We start from the raw sequence: 13883 nt of genomic DNA on the forward strand, positions 1-13883 counted from the left end.
TAAAACACTTATACAATTCAACTTACGATGGAAATGTTATTAATATTCGGACCTTTAGTACCGTGTCCATATGACTATTTACTTGTTATAGTGATATAATCGCTTTCAATCGACAAACATTGAATGGAGGTTATAGTAAATTACTTGTAATATAGAGATTAAAATTATCCAGGAAGAAGGAGGGAATGTTATGATTCGAGCAATAATTGTTGAGGATGAAGAACTATCTCGCCAAAGATTGGTTCGGAATTTAGAAGAGTTAGAGGTTAATGTAGTAGCTTCATTTTCAAGTGGTCAGACGATGATCAAGGAATTGGCCATGCTTGATTTCGATGTCGCCTTTTTAGATATTGAAATGCCAATGATAAGCGGATTAGAATTATCTTCCCACATACAGAAATGGAAGCCCGCCGTTCAAATCGTGTTTGTTACCGGCTACACAGATTATGCTGTAGCCGCTTTTGAACAAGAAACGGTTGACTACATACTAAAACCAATCCTGCGAACCCGACTGGAGAAAACGCTAAAAAGAGTGGAAAAAAAGCTGCAACATACGAAGGGCGCCTCCCTCCCTACCAAGGTAGAGAAAAACGCGCCCTTACAAATCACATGCTTTAATCATTTTTCAGTAAAAATTTACAATACACCGGTCAAATGGAAAACCTTGAAGGTCAAGGAGCTGTTCGCCTATTTGTTTATGCATCACAATACGCCGGTACACCGGGATACAATTATTGACCAGCTATGGAGCGACCATGATTACCGCAAGGCGAAAATCCAGCTTCATACCTCTCTGACCTATTTAAGAAAATTACTGGCGACGATTGGAGAAGAAGAAAGTATCACGTTTTCAAGTCAGTACTATCAGCTATCGCTTCATGATTATCACTGCGATGTCGATACTTTTGAACACTTACTCGAAGCCTATCACACAGTCAATACAGAGACGATTCATGCGATACAGGAGACGCTTGAGCTATACACCGGGGGCTATCTTGAACAAGATGGATATGAATGGGCACATGCAAAAGCAAGTTATTTACATGAGCTGATGATCATTCAGCTTGAGAGGCTGGCTAAGTATTACGAGGATGCTGGATTACCCTCCTCTCAGCTCAAGTATCTGCATTGGCTGCAAAGACTGAATCCATACGCAGAACACGTCGTGCAAAAGTTAATGCTTGCTTATACGAAGGCCGGCTCTCGGGCGAAGGCGCTCCAGGTGTATGATCACTTTAAAACCACGATGCTTAACGACATTGGTCTGGAGCCGGAGGAAAAAACGAGAAAGCTGTATGAGCTTATTCATCATGATCTATAGACCTGTTCATTTTTTTAAAGAGGGCGTGTTATAAGGGCATCGTTTATCTACATAAGGGCTCCTGTTGAAATAACATATCAAGCGTAATCCTTATTTCTCCTGTTTGTCGAAGCGACTCTCAGCTCCCATTTCATCAAAAAAAGCATCCCGTAAGACGCTTCGGTCCTGGGATGCTGTTCAACTTTGTTATTGTAAGATTTCAGGCGCTTTCCGATGCTGTGTTCCTTGCTCGTATGAGTAACCGAGTTTTATTAATAGCGGTTCTTCAAAACGTCCGGCAAGCAATTCAACGCCAACCGGGGTTCCGGCAGACGTATAGCCGGCCGGAAGCGAGATTGCCGGGAAACCGCTGAAAGCAGACAGACGGTTGTTCGTGCCGGAAGTCTGATTCTGACCAACCAGGGCCGCCGGGTGAGTCGTTGTCGGGTACACGATCGCATCCAAATCATGATCAGCCATTGCTTTCATGATCGATTCCTGCGTAATTCTTGTACGGAAGAGAACAATATCCTTATATTCCTCTTCATCCAACGATTCGCGCTCATTTCTCGCAATCAGGGAATCTCTCATTGACTGTTCAATTTCACCCGATTCGATAATATCCGTTAACGATTGATGCTTGGCGGCCGGACCCAATTCAGCCAGATAATCATTTAATTGGAATTTGAACTCCCAGCTGCTCAAGCTTGGATACTGACTGATTTCCTCGAGATTCGGCAGCGTAATGTCGATCATTTCCGCGCCGAGCCGCTCCATATCGCGGACCGCTTGCTCGACAAGGCGATTAACTTCCTGACTTTCAGCAGCGTCACTGAACAGCTCGCGGGCAACGCCAATTCGCGCTCCTTGCAGACCATCAACGTCGAGATAATCAGTATAACTAGCCGGGATTTGTCCTTTGCTCCATGCGGTCACCACATCTTTCTCATCATAGCCCGCCGTCGCATCAAGCATATGCGCCGCATCCGCCACCGTCCGCGCGAGAGGCCCGCCGACATCCTGTGTCAGGGCCAGCGGAATAATGCCGTCACGGCTCGTTAAGCCGATGGTAGGGCGAATGCCGACCAGGCTGTTAAAGGCGGCCGGAATCCGGATTGACCCGCCGGTGTCCGTCCCAAGTCCGGCGACGGCAAAGTTCGCCGCCAGCGCCGCCCCTGTTCCGCCACTTGATCCGCCCGGCAAATACTCGAGATTATACGGGTTCAGCGTCTGTCCACCAAGTGAACTGACCGTGGTAATGCCGAATGCAAATTCATGCAGGTTCGCCTTCGCGATGATGATCGCTCCTGCCTCTTTAAGCAGCCTAATTTGCTCAGCATCATCAAGCGGGAACGAATCCTTTAAACATAAGCAGCCAGCTGTTGTCGCCATATCGACCGTATCAAAATTATCCTTCACGACAACCGGAATCCCGTGCAGCGGGCTGCGCGGCCCGCTTGCAGCGCGTTCCTGATCCAGCTCCCGCGCAATCGCTTCGGCCTCCGGGTTAATCGCAATAATTGAGTTAATCGCCGGCCCCTGCTGATCATATAAGTCAATCCGCTCAAGATACATCCCGACAAGCTCTTCAGCTGTCAGCAGCCCACGATCCATCGCCGCCTGAATAGCGGCAATCGTCGTTTCTTCAAGTTCAAACGGATCGAGATAATGATAGAGACGAAGCGCAAATACAGCTGCCTGCGCACGCGTTAATGTATCCCCATAACCAAAACGGCTTTCGCTATAGCCGTTAATGATGCCCGTCTGCTGAACCGCGCCGATATCTCCGGCATACGGACTGGAATCAGGCACGTCACTGAAGTGTTCAGCCTGCTTATCCAGACGAAGTCCCAGATTCATATAATATGCAGCCTCTTCCCTAGTGAGCGGAGTCGCATCCCCACTGTCAAGCGACACATCCACTTCATGCTCTGCAAACACGCGTGATAATATCGTTGAAAACTGGGCAGTTGTCACTTCCTCATTTGGCCGGTAAGTCCCATCAGGATACCCGTTAACCAATTGAAGTTGATAGGCCTCCATAATGTCCTGCCCCATTTGCCCCTGCACATCGGAAAAGACATCCGTGTCCGCAAGTGTCAGCAGCGGACCTGCGAACAGCACCGATAAGAACACGACGCTCATAAACAGTTGTTTCAGCTGATTTCGCATAGTTCCCTCCTCATGTAAGTAGCGTGAAAAAGAAAGGCAGTGCTCCGTTCCGCAAAAGGGCGTGCAGAAAGGAATCACTGCAAGGGGCTGAGAAAAAGGTTGTTTTCCCTTTTGCCGAGCCCCTTCCTGCAAAGGTCTGTTACGTTAGTCGACCTGGAACATTAAGCTTAATATTCGTTAAAGAATCTCTGAATCTCAGCCGGGTCATCAGTTTCTGTCAGAGCGAGCATTAAAAGAATACGGGCTTTTTGCGGGTTAAGAGAATCCGCCGTTAAGCTGTTTCTTTCCGAGACCGTGCCATTGCCTACACGCGTTGAACGAACGACATGAACGCCCTTTTCCGTTGCCGCCTGAGCGCCCTCTACGCTGATGCTTGACATCGACCCATTGCCTGAGCCAGCGACCACAATTCCTCTTGCCCCATTTTCAACGGCCGCATCATACATATAGCGATTATCATTCTGGTAGCCGTAAATAATATCAACCTGCGGCAATGCTGATAGATTGGAAATATCAAAGGCTGTTTCCGTCGTATGCTTGCGTGTTGTTTCGTTGTAGAAATACGGCTTGCCACCAACTATTCTTCCTAAGTAGCCTTGCTCGGTTGATCTGAACGTATCAGGCGCCGTCGTATTTGTTTTCGTAATCTCTCTTGCCGCGCCGATCCGATCATTAAAGGCAACAAGCACGCCCCGTCCTTTTGCTTCTTCGTGTCCCGCAACGAGTACAGCATTGTATAAATTCATCGGGCCATCGGCACTAATCGCCGTCGCCGGTCTCATCGCCCCTACGACGACGACCGGTTTCTCACTTTTCACAACAAGATTGAGGAAATAGGCTGTTTCTTCAAGCGTATCTGTTCCGTGCGTGACGACAATTCCGTCAACCTCATCCGTCGCGAGCAGCTCATTGATCCGTTTTCCTAACGTCAGCAGCGTATCATTTGTAATGTTCGGGCTGCCGACACTGACAATTTGCTCGCCGCTGATGTTGGCGATTTCCTCCATCTCGGGTACCGCTTCGATCAACGTTTCAATCGCAATTGAGCCGGCCTGATAGCCGGTCGTTGCTGTGTTGGAAGGCGCGGAGCCGGCAATCGTGCCTCCTGTCGCCAAAATCGCAACATTCGGCAATTCGTTGTCCGCAGTGAAATCCAGCTCTTCAGCCGGCATTACATATTCATACAGACGAACCGCCAAAGCCGCCGCCTGGGCGCGGGTCAGCGTATCACCATAACCGAAGCGATCCGCCGTATAGCCGGTGATCAGTCCTGTAGCGGCAATCGCACCGATATCTCCGGCAAATTCACTTTCAGCCGGCACATCACGGAAACTCTCTACTACCGGCTCAAGCTGTAAACCAAGATTCATATAATGAGCAGCCAGCTCTCTTGTAATCGGAGTTGCGTCTCCTGCTTCAAGCTCGACGTTCATCCCATTCTCCTGAAATACCCGTGAAAGAATGATAGAGAATTGCCCCGTCGTCACCTCATCCTGAGGTCGATATGTACCATCCGGAAAACCATTTACTAAATTTAGTTCGTGCGCTGCGATGATTTCAGCCTTCATCGCTCCTTCCACATCGGAAAAGACCTCGCTATCGGCCAATGTGGCAAGTGGACTTACCGCCAGAAAAAAGAGCAATGAGATTACCATCAACATATGTTTGCCTTTATCCTGCATTTTTTTCCTCCTTTTTGAAATAATCACCACCCATTTTAAAATATTTCGTTAAGCTACATACAGATTTTTGACAGGTTTTCTGACACATCTTTTCCCACAGATCAAAAAAACCGCGCACTAAGTCATCAATGAAAAACGGTGGGAAGCCGCTTCCTCCAACCTGCAAGTAATTTTTTTTAAAAGGGGGCTTTTGCTCAATTGCGAAAACGGTCCCTGTTGAATTTTTTAAAACGGCATAACAAAAAAGCCGAAACGCTCTTTCGCACAAGAGTGCTCTCTCCGTTTCAGCAAGATGACCATTTTTCTCCTCTTTTGTACGCTAAAACTACCGCGGAATCTTGCAGAAGCGCTTCTGAAAAAGGAAAGAGCGATGCACCATCAACCATTTGAACAAGTATTGACAGATTACGAGCCGCTGATTAAAAGCCTTATCCAAAAGCTCAATCTTTACCGGGATTACGAGGATTATTACCAAGTCGGAATGATCGCCCTCTGGACGGCGTATTGTCACTTCGATCCTGAAAAGGGAGCGTTCCCCGGCTACGCGCAAAAGGTTGTGCGCGGTCATCTGCTGATGTTCATGCAGAAGGAACAGCAATTTAGCGAGCGCCATCAACTGCACGATGACCACAGCGACTATCGACTCATCGACCAGGGTAGCCAACAGGCATTCGAAGCAGTCAGTCCGCCTCTTGAGGACTATCTTCCTCTGCTTTCAGAACGTGAACGCCTGTGGGTCGTCGAAACATTCCTCCAGCAAAAAAAGCTCGGTCAAATTGCGACCGAGCAAGGAGTATCACCCAATACCGTGGCGTCCTGGCGTAAGCAAGCACTTAAAAAATTACGTCACAGGTTCAAGCATCTCCGCTCGTAAAAGAGGGGGCTTGAACCGGAAACTGGATAAGAAAGCTTTATCGCGGACGCGCGCGTTAGCAGTTTTTCGGCTTATGCCGCATGGATCTTGCCTGAAAATATCCGAGACACGCGCGGCTGATCAGAAGCTGTGAGCGGAAGGAGGCATAGGAAACTGGTAAGGTCAGCTTTAATCCAGTACGAAATAGAATCGTTGTTTTTTCATCAGGGCCGCTCCGATCCGGGTAAAGGTCCGTGACATGAGCCGCCAAAATCCAGACGCAGTCAAGATGCTCCGGTGAATGAGTCGGGCTGGCAATAATGCTGCCCTGCTCCTGAATGAGGATCGGGAGTTTGTATGTATGCTTCGTAACATAGGCCGCCCACTCCCTTCTACCGGCATAAGAGGCGCCGTTCAGCTTGCAGGATTGCTCAATGATCCGCAAAGGCGGCTCCTTCACATAATAAACGGCTTCCATTTCAATGACTTTCGTCTGATATTCCACATCGCGGTGTGGATAGAGTGCAAGTGTCTCTTCATGAATTTCGTAAGTACTCACATAGTTAGATTTCATTTTACATTCCCCCATTTTAGTTTTTGTTTCTTGTCAGACCCTGTCGATGACAACGCAAAAACAAAGCAACAATGTGGAATCAAATAAACATCCCCGTGAGAACAGTGCCTGTTACACACCATTAACAGACCGCAACGCTACATGATAGATTTGCATTCTTATCAGCATGCCAGCTTTACAAATTTCCTGCTGCCTCCACTTCTCCCCCTTCCTGACCAGGTTTATCCTCTTCCAACAATAAACCTAAAGATTCATGAAAATAATACTATTTTCCCCTAGATTATACATCTATCCTTTCGCGAATCGCAAGTAATTTTTTTACTTTTTAGAAAATTCTATACTTATTACGAATTTATCTGCACTATTTATTGAATAAATCCTTCCTATCCTTTTACAAATAACGGTAATTACTATTCCGTCAAGGGGGATTCCAACTTCATTTACTATCCTTCTCCAAATCGGTTTGTCGGCAATCGTCTTTCTTTTTTCTCTATTGGCGGCGTGGTATGAAGGGAGTGAACTGTTAATCAACCCGAGGGAATGGGGGTATACGGCGATTTTCACCCAGCTTTTGACCGGCGGCCAAATAGAGGAGGCGAGTGAGATTTTGGTGATTGATCATTTTGTCTATGCGCTGAAATTCAGACCGCTGTTTCCCATCCTCCTCTATTTAAGCGGACTCTATTTGGTCAGTTTGCTTGTCTATTTGTTAAGCAAACGCACAAAGGCTTTTTGCTATTATTTATTTGGAGCGGCAGCAATAAACCTGGCGTTATCCTTGCTATTCATCGGCTCTTCGACAGATGGGGTCCGGATCTTTCTCAATGTGATGTGGCTGGTCACGCTTGCTGGTTTCCTCCTCGCTGCTTATTTGCTCCGCAAAACAGGGGTTATCGTAAAAGGCTGATGCTTAGCCTTTCGCGATAACCCCTAAAGCCTTGCCGCTTACGTTTCACTAATCGCCGCAAGACGGGCGAGCCGTCTCTTATAGACAACCTTCGAGATCGAAATGCTCATTTCATAGAGCAGCGCGAGAGGCGCGAGGACGATCAAGGCAGAAATCAAGTCAGGCGGCGTGACGAGTGTCGCTAGTAATGTCAGCACAAAGTAGGCGATCTTGCGTGTCTTCGCCAGCTTGGCCGGGTTCAGCAGCCCGAGGCGTGTCAATAAAATAATCAGAATCGGAATTTCAAACAGAAGCCCAATCGGTATTGTTAAATTGAACAAAAAGCCGAAGTATCTTTCGGCGGTGTACATCATGACGAGGTGATCCTCCGCCAGCGTTTGCAAAAATGCTAACACACTTGGAAACAAAATGAAGTAGCCAAATAAAATACCGATGATAAAAAAGAGAAACACTGCCGGAATGTAGACGCCAACGATTCCCTTTTCTTCTGTCGTGATCGCCGGCTCCACAAACCTCCAAAGCTGATAGAGAATCAGCGGCGTCGTGATAATCAGCGCGCAGGAGCCGGCAAGCGTGAAGTAAATCCACAGAATGTCACTCGGTCCCAGAATCGCCAGCTGCTGGCCTGCCGTTTCGACAATCCAATCATACACGTTAGGAACGAAAGCGAAGGCACCAGCAAAAGAGAGAACAAAAAAAACGAGGATAATGATTAGACGCTTCCTCAGCTCTCCCAAATGCTCTTCCAGCTTAAGCTCTTCCATACATACACTTCCTTTCCCCCATTTGCGTATAAGTCATGTTTATCTTTTGCCCAGCCCCTAAGTAATGAGCGGAACCGCCACGATCTGTTAAAGCCCGTTGCGAGTAGGTTCCTCACAACGGGCCGGTGCGTGTGAGCTCAGGACAAAGATCGTTTCGTCTCTCATCGTCACAGCCTCTTCTGAAACTGTTACTGCTTTTTCTCAGCGCTTTGCAGTTCCTTTTGCTCCTTTTCCGGTTCGCCGGATACGAGCTCTCTTGTCGCACTCTTAAACTCTGTCAACGTACGTCCAAATGCCCGGCCGATTTCCGGCAGCTTTGACGGACCAAAAATCACAAGAGCAATAATTAGAAGCAGGATCAAGCCGGGAATTCCAATGTTTTGCAGGAACATAGCCTTTCACTCCTCTCTTTTCACCGTGCCTTATTTAAACGCTACATCCGCTTCTATTTCAATCAGCCAGTCGGAATTCACCAAGCTGCTCACCCCAACTGTCGACCGGGCAACCTTTGGTGTATCCTCCGTATCAAAATACTCGGCATAGGCATCAAACCAGCCTTGATAGTCAAACTCGTTTCCTTTCATCGGGTCCGGCGTAATATAGACTCGTAAATAGGTGACATCAGCCAGCGAGAGCCCTTTTCCCTCCAAATCGACTTTGAACTTTTCCAAAATCGACATGGCCTGAGTTTTCGTATCGCCGTACCGTTCATAGAGGGTTGCCCCTTCACTGTTGATCACACTTGGTACGGTCCCACTGAAGTTAAGGATATGATAATCACTCGGGATCGCGACAGAGCTTGAAATCGAAGAGGAAGGGTTTCCAAAAAAGGTCACCTCGGAAAGCTCTTCAATGGCTTGTTGATCACTATTCGCCCCGACAAAGGAACCAATTAGAAAGCTTGTCCCGATCAAACAGGAGGCAAGGGTCATTTTCAGCTTTTTTTTCATTGTATAAGATCATCCTCCAATCATAGGTAGTTGCTTTTAAGCAGTTACTGGCTCTTTCATCACGCTTTCGTGAATTTCACTCACGGCTTTCCGCGCCGACTCGAACGCTCCCGCCATCCAGCCGGTATAATAGCTGAGATGCTCTCCGGCAAAATAAACACGCCCTTGAGGCCGGTTCAAAATTGGATAGTAATTTCGTAAATCGGACTCGGAGTATGACGCCCAGCCACCTTCACTGTAACGGATCTTATGCCATGCGAGGGAGAAGCCCGTCTCAAACTCTGTCGAATATTGAGGATGAATCTTCGCTCCCTGAGCCAGAGCATGAGCCTGACGCTCGGCTAACGACATATTGCCCATTGTCACTGCATTATTACCGAAGTTATAATAACCGACCAGGATGCCTTTCTGTGCCAGGAAATCAGAGGATGGATACCAGATTTGGTTGATGTCCATGTTCGTTGTCGTCACACCGCCGTACACACGGTCCTCTGTTTCCCAGAAACGGCTTTTGAATTGCAAGCCGATTTTCCCAGTCGTCGCATAGCTGATCTGGTTCATCGCATTTTTCACTTCCGCGCTGAAATCGGCTGGAATTTTCTTCAGAACCGGAAGAGGGATCGTACAAATACAGTACTCTCCTTCAATCGCCTGCGTTCCACCGCCGCTTGCCGAATAAATAATTCGCACCCCGTTGCCTGTCTGACGGATTTCCCGGACGATCGCGCCAAAGGTAATTTTTCCGGCGAGCTTCCGTTCAAACGCTTTCGGGATTTGATCCATTCCGCCAATAGGCTGGAACATCATCATTTGCTGGTTGAAGCTGTATTCTGAACTGAAATGATTCATCATCCCTGATTGAAGCAAATCAGTAAATGAGTGCAATTGCCCTAATGTACCAGGTTGATCACCGGCTCCCGGAAGCTCGCTGTATCCCCGGGCGCTTGACCCCTGATATGTAAAATCGGAGGCGAGACCTCCCTCTCTTCTTAAGTATTCCAGCAGCCTGTCGGCATCGTCGCTTGAAAGTGGCTGATCAAGCGCCGATTGATTGACCGCTTTGGCGAGCAGCTCCGCCACATAACCGCGGGCGTCTGCCTTAATTTCATACTTTCGGTACTTCTGATTTGCAAGTGCGCCGACATTTTCCTGATAATAAAATGCATGTTCATTTCCGTTTGAAAACACCTCTAACGGCACACCCAGCTCTTTACAGTAATCCATCGTCACATGATGCTGCGGAATACGCGCCGGTCCCGCGTTAAAGTAGTGCCCCGGATCGTAAGTCGCTGTTTGCATCACCCCGTTGATTTCCTGCTCTTGGGTGCCCCGGCGCACTGTCCAATTTCGTCCACCGGTACGCTGACGGGCTTCAAGGATATGGCAGTCATAGCCGGCTTTCCCAAGCTCATAGGCTGCCGTCATTCCAGCAATCCCCGCTCCTAAGATGAGAATCCTCTTCCCATTTCTACCAGTAAGGGCTAAATCTCCTTGAGTGGGAGGCTGAAAGGAACTGGCTGAAGCTGATGTTGATAAAAGCCCAAGTGACTCCATCGCCCCAAATACTGCTACTGCTCCTCCAACCTTTCCAACCCGGTTTAGAAAGTCTCTTCGTGTCATGCCGCGTTTCTGTTCCAAATTAACCCTCCTCTTGTTAGTAGATTCATCATCAGTATAATTTGATCTTTTCTGAATATTTTTTATTTTGTGATATAATTTTACAGACTTTTTTGAAAATTGGTTCCGCTATTCTAACCTGACGATGATGAAAACCCGCGCCATGACAATAAGAAAGCCGACTAACGGCTTTTCTGAAAACCTCGGCCAGATGCGCCCCTGCCCCTGTACCACTATGTAACATTTTTCCCAAAAAAAGATGGTCAAGGTCCAATTGGACCTTGACCATCTTTCTATTTATTTACAGTACTATTCAACATCAACATTAACGACAGTCGTAATTAACGCATTGTTCGCACCACTGCGGTTAAGACGAAGAACGATGGAACCTTCCGTCCCAGCAGCAAAGCCGCTGACAGAATCTGTATTTCCTAGGAAGTTATTGCTGCCATCTTGATAGAATCCGGCATCGCTCACGTTCACAGAGAACGCGCTGATGGTCGCGACACTTACTGTCTCATTATCATCACTCAAGCTGATAACCAGGTCATCGCCATCGACTGAGTAAGCAACCGCGGCATCTCCTCTTTCACCAGAGAAAGTAAGAGAATCAATGATGTCATCAACCGCTAACGCTTCTGTTGAAGTGATCTCAAGACCATCCACGAACGACGCTCCAGCAAGAGTAGGAGTCGTATCTACTACTGTTACCTCTGTTTCATAACGAACGATTGATCCTTCTTTCACTTGGACCGTCGCTGTACCTTCAGCGACAGCTTCAACTGTGAAGCGGCCATCTGTCGAATCTGTAGCAGGTGTATTCTCAACTGAGAGGATATCGGAATTTGAAGATTCAATCGTATAGCGACCTTCTCCACTGAAGTCATGACCACCGATCTTCAAGCCTGATTCGTTGTACTCGTTAAGAACAAGTTCAAGTGTATTGTTATCGGCATTGAACGGATTCACATCGACTTCTGCATCTCTTGATGGATTGACAAGCTCAAGTGAGCGGCTGGCAACCTCAAGGTCCGCATCAACGGTGACATCAAGAGAAGCGAGGACATCGCCTGCCTCATTGACGATTTCCAATGTGCCGCTTCCTTCGTTGGCGCTATCCGCACTTACTTCCACGACAACGTTTCCTTCACTGTTTGTCCCGTCGGCAGGATCGTACGCAGCTGTCAGAATTGTATCCCCGTCGCTGTTTTCGACGGCTTCAATCGTTTCAGCAAATCCTTTCACCGCATCACCAAACTGGTCTCTTACCGTTAAAGCGAAGTTATCCGTCCCGTCGATGACAAGACCGATTTCTTCTTTGGAAACTTCCGCTTCTGTCGCTTCTCTTTCCTCAGAAGTCACAGTCGCTTCAACTTCATACTCAACGTCGCCAGCTGTAATCGTGAATGTCACGTCTCCATCGGAAATTGGTGTAATGACGCCATCCTCATCAATTAAAGCTACTGTCTGATCGGAAGAAGAGAATTCAAATACCTCGCGATCGGCAGATAAAGATGCTGTTCTTCCATCACGATATTCAACAGCAATATTAGCAAGGCTGATGTTATCATCAGACGTACTAATCACGCCACTTTCGCTGTGGACATCTTCATTGAAACGAATGTCGGCACCGTCAATCGAAACAATCGATGTCTGAAAGCTTTCAACAGTTACAGTTGTCACGTCAGACGTTAGCTCGAAATCGTTCTCGCCTGTTACTCTTACTTGATAGTCGAACGAATCGCCTGCTTCGAGGTTCGCTGCATTAAGCTCTCCCGTACGGGCATCAGCAAGCACATTATTGTCTGAAACAAGGAATTCAAACTCATAGCCCATGTCTTCGAGATAAGCCATTGGCAGTGCTTCGCCGTTCACTGAGAATGTTAGGAACTGCCCGTCCGCTCCAGCATCAACAGTCGTTGTGGTACCGGCAATTTCTTCAATTTCAAGCGTTTCAACGGTAAATTCCGCTTCAGCTGTCAGCGCTTCTTCGTCTTCGCCGACGGTGACACGAGCGACATAATCGCCTAGTGGAAGCTGGCTGAAATCAACAGCAGCGACGCCTGCTTCAACAGGAACAGATTCAGAATAAGCCGCTTCCTGATCTGTTTCTCCATTGGCGAAAAGCTCAATTGTAGCGCCAAGTCCGGCAGTGGCACCAGCAACATCAACGCTGACGTTTGTCACGCCTGTGTTGTTTGTTGTCACTTGCACGTCGCCAAGGCTTAGCTCTTCATCTTCCTCTTCGTAGCCAATGCGCTCGCTCGGTACTTCTGTACGATGTAAGAACGCCGCTGATTCAGCACGAAGCACAGTTGCGCCCGGATCAAAAGTTCCGTTTGTGCGACCGCCCACAATTCCAAGATCAACAAGCGTCTCAACTGCCCCTTCATACCAGGAACCAGCTACTACATCCGGGAATGTCGTGTTATTTCCTGCTCCCTCTTCCGCTTCAAGCATGTACGCAGCCTTTACCATTACCGCAAATTCGGCACGTGTTACAGTTGCATTCGGTCGGAAAGACCCATCTGGGAAGCCGTTCAGAATGCCGCGTTCTACTAACGCTGCGATTGGAGCTGTATACCATACACCATTCTTTGTATCTGTGAAATCAAGTGTCGCGTTTGGATTGGTACCGATCTCAAGTGAGTCGGCAATCATTTTTGCAGCCTCCGCCCGGGTTAATGTTCCCATTGGCCGAAGTGTACCGTCTGTGTAGCCACCAAGGACTCCTTTGTCAACCAAATAATTTACATTATCATAATACCAGGCATTTTCATCAACATCAGAGAACTGACTGGCGTCTGCGCTTACAGTCAATGGAGAGACAACCGGCGCAGCAATCGTGGCCACCATAGCCGTCGCGATTCCTGTCGCCATATACTTACGGTACGCTTTAGAGTGCTTGTTCATCGAAAATAATTCCTCCTTATTAGTAAGAAAATAATCAAAGTGACAGTGACTCCGTTCCGATCCAGCATCCAATCCTGATCAGCATTCCCAATAGAATTCACTGACCCCCTTCATTCATCTACCATAAATTCTCGTCTCGTAAACTACTTTT

General features: G+C 47.7%; 11 protein-coding genes and 2 pseudogenes. 3 read left to right on the plus strand and 10 right to left on the minus strand.

The features are described from left to right. The first annotated feature begins 190 nt into the window (after positions 1-190). Positions 191-1321: a response regulator gene (locus M3212_RS09315; protein ID WP_251193696.1), complete on the plus strand. Its 1131-nt coding sequence runs from the start codon at positions 191-193 to the stop codon at positions 1319-1321. A gap of 186 nt (positions 1322-1507) precedes the next feature. On the opposite strand, the gene M3212_RS09320 is transcribed toward M3212_RS09315, so the two are convergent. The 4 genes and pseudogenes from M3212_RS09320 to M3212_RS09335 all read right to left on the minus strand — a co-directional run bounded on the left by M3212_RS09320 (position 1508) and on the right by M3212_RS09335 (position 5422). Next, positions 1508-3472, minus strand: coding sequence for an amidase family protein (locus M3212_RS09320; RefSeq protein ID WP_251193697.1), 1965 nt, complete (start codon positions 3470-3472; stop codon positions 1508-1510). Positions 3473-3639: 167 nt separating this feature from the next. Then, positions 3640-4611, minus strand: a pseudogene (locus M3212_RS09325) (type II asparaginase); the annotation flags it as partial. A 75-nt stretch (positions 4612-4686) separates the two neighbouring features. Then, positions 4687-5154, minus strand: a pseudogene (locus M3212_RS09330) (S-layer homology domain-containing protein); the annotation flags it as partial. Beyond that, positions 5144-5422, minus strand: a complete 279-nt coding sequence (locus M3212_RS09335) for a hypothetical protein (RefSeq protein ID WP_251193698.1) — start codon at positions 5420-5422, stop codon at positions 5144-5146. The gene M3212_RS09335 and the pseudogene M3212_RS09330, both read right to left, overlap by 11 nt. A 102-nt stretch (positions 5423-5524) precedes the next feature. Here M3212_RS09335 and M3212_RS09340 point away from each other — a divergent pair, with 102 nt between their 5' ends. Next, on the plus strand, positions 5525-6028 hold the full coding sequence (locus M3212_RS09340; RefSeq protein WP_251193699.1) for a sigma-70 family RNA polymerase sigma factor: 504 nt from the start codon (positions 5525-5527) through the stop codon (positions 6026-6028). A gap of 55 nt (positions 6029-6083) precedes the next feature. On the opposite strand, the gene M3212_RS09345 is transcribed toward M3212_RS09340, so the two are convergent. Further along, the gene (locus M3212_RS09345; protein ID WP_251193700.1) at positions 6084-6581 is read right to left on the minus strand and encodes a competence protein ComK; all 498 of its coding nucleotides are present in this window, start codon (positions 6579-6581) and stop codon (positions 6084-6086) included. 463 nt (positions 6582-7044) lie between these two features. On the opposite strand from M3212_RS09345, the gene M3212_RS09350 reads away from it, so the two are divergent. After that, positions 7045-7488: a DUF4306 domain-containing protein gene (locus M3212_RS09350; protein WP_251193701.1), complete on the plus strand. Its 444-nt coding sequence runs from the start codon at positions 7045-7047 to the stop codon at positions 7486-7488. 38 nt (positions 7489-7526) lie between these two features. Here the strand turns inward: M3212_RS09350 and tatC are convergent, their stop codons facing one another. From tatC to M3212_RS09375, 5 genes are all read right to left on the minus strand, one after another. Continuing rightward, positions 7527-8252: a twin-arginine translocase subunit TatC gene (gene tatC, locus M3212_RS09355; protein ID WP_251193702.1), complete on the minus strand. Its 726-nt coding sequence runs from the start codon at positions 8250-8252 to the stop codon at positions 7527-7529. A gap of 188 nt (positions 8253-8440) precedes the next feature. Then, on the minus strand, positions 8441-8644 hold the full coding sequence (gene tatA / locus M3212_RS09360; RefSeq protein WP_251193703.1) for a twin-arginine translocase TatA/TatE family subunit: 204 nt from the start codon (positions 8642-8644) through the stop codon (positions 8441-8443). A 30-nt stretch (positions 8645-8674) separates the two neighbouring features. Continuing rightward, positions 8675-9202, minus strand: a complete 528-nt coding sequence (locus M3212_RS09365) for a Rid family hydrolase (RefSeq protein WP_251193704.1) — start codon at positions 9200-9202, stop codon at positions 8675-8677. Between the two features lie 36 nt (positions 9203-9238). Then, positions 9239-10840, minus strand: coding sequence for a flavin monoamine oxidase family protein (locus M3212_RS09370; protein ID WP_349774184.1), 1602 nt, complete (start codon positions 10838-10840; stop codon positions 9239-9241). Positions 10841-11128: 288 nt separating this feature from the next. Next, on the minus strand, positions 11129-13732 hold the full coding sequence (locus tag M3212_RS09375; protein ID WP_251193705.1) for an S-layer homology domain-containing protein: 2604 nt from the start codon (positions 13730-13732) through the stop codon (positions 11129-11131). Positions 13733-13883: the final 151 nt, after the last annotated feature.

This window comes from Halalkalibacter oceani (assembly GCF_023715705.1).
GTDB lineage: Bacteria > Bacillota > Bacilli > Bacillales > Bacillaceae_D > Halalkalibacter > Halalkalibacter oceani_A.

Excerpts from the sequence above, each read along its gene's own strand:
- M3212_RS09315 (WP_251193696.1), top strand. The coding sequence starts at position 191 with ATGATTCGAGCAATAATTGTTGAGGATGAAGAACTATCTCGCCAAAGA.
- M3212_RS09365 (WP_251193704.1), bottom strand. The coding sequence starts at position 9,202 with ATGAAAAAAAAGCTGAAAATGACCCTTGCCTCCTGTTTGATCGGGACA.
- M3212_RS09340 (WP_251193699.1), top strand. The coding sequence starts at position 5,525 with ATGCACCATCAACCATTTGAACAAGTATTGACAGATTACGAGCCGCTG.
- tatA (WP_251193703.1), bottom strand. The coding sequence starts at position 8,644 with ATGTTCCTGCAAAACATTGGAATTCCCGGCTTGATCCTGCTTCTAATT.
- M3212_RS09345 (WP_251193700.1), bottom strand. The coding sequence starts at position 6,581 with ATGAAATCTAACTATGTGAGTACTTACGAAATTCATGAAGAGACACTT.
- tatC (WP_251193702.1), bottom strand. The coding sequence starts at position 8,252 with ATGGAAGAGCTTAAGCTGGAAGAGCATTTGGGAGAGCTGAGGAAGCGT.
- M3212_RS09320 (WP_251193697.1), bottom strand. The coding sequence starts at position 3,472 with ATGCGAAATCAGCTGAAACAACTGTTTATGAGCGTCGTGTTCTTATCG.
- M3212_RS09375 (WP_251193705.1), bottom strand. The coding sequence starts at position 13,732 with ATGAACAAGCACTCTAAAGCGTACCGTAAGTATATGGCGACAGGAATC.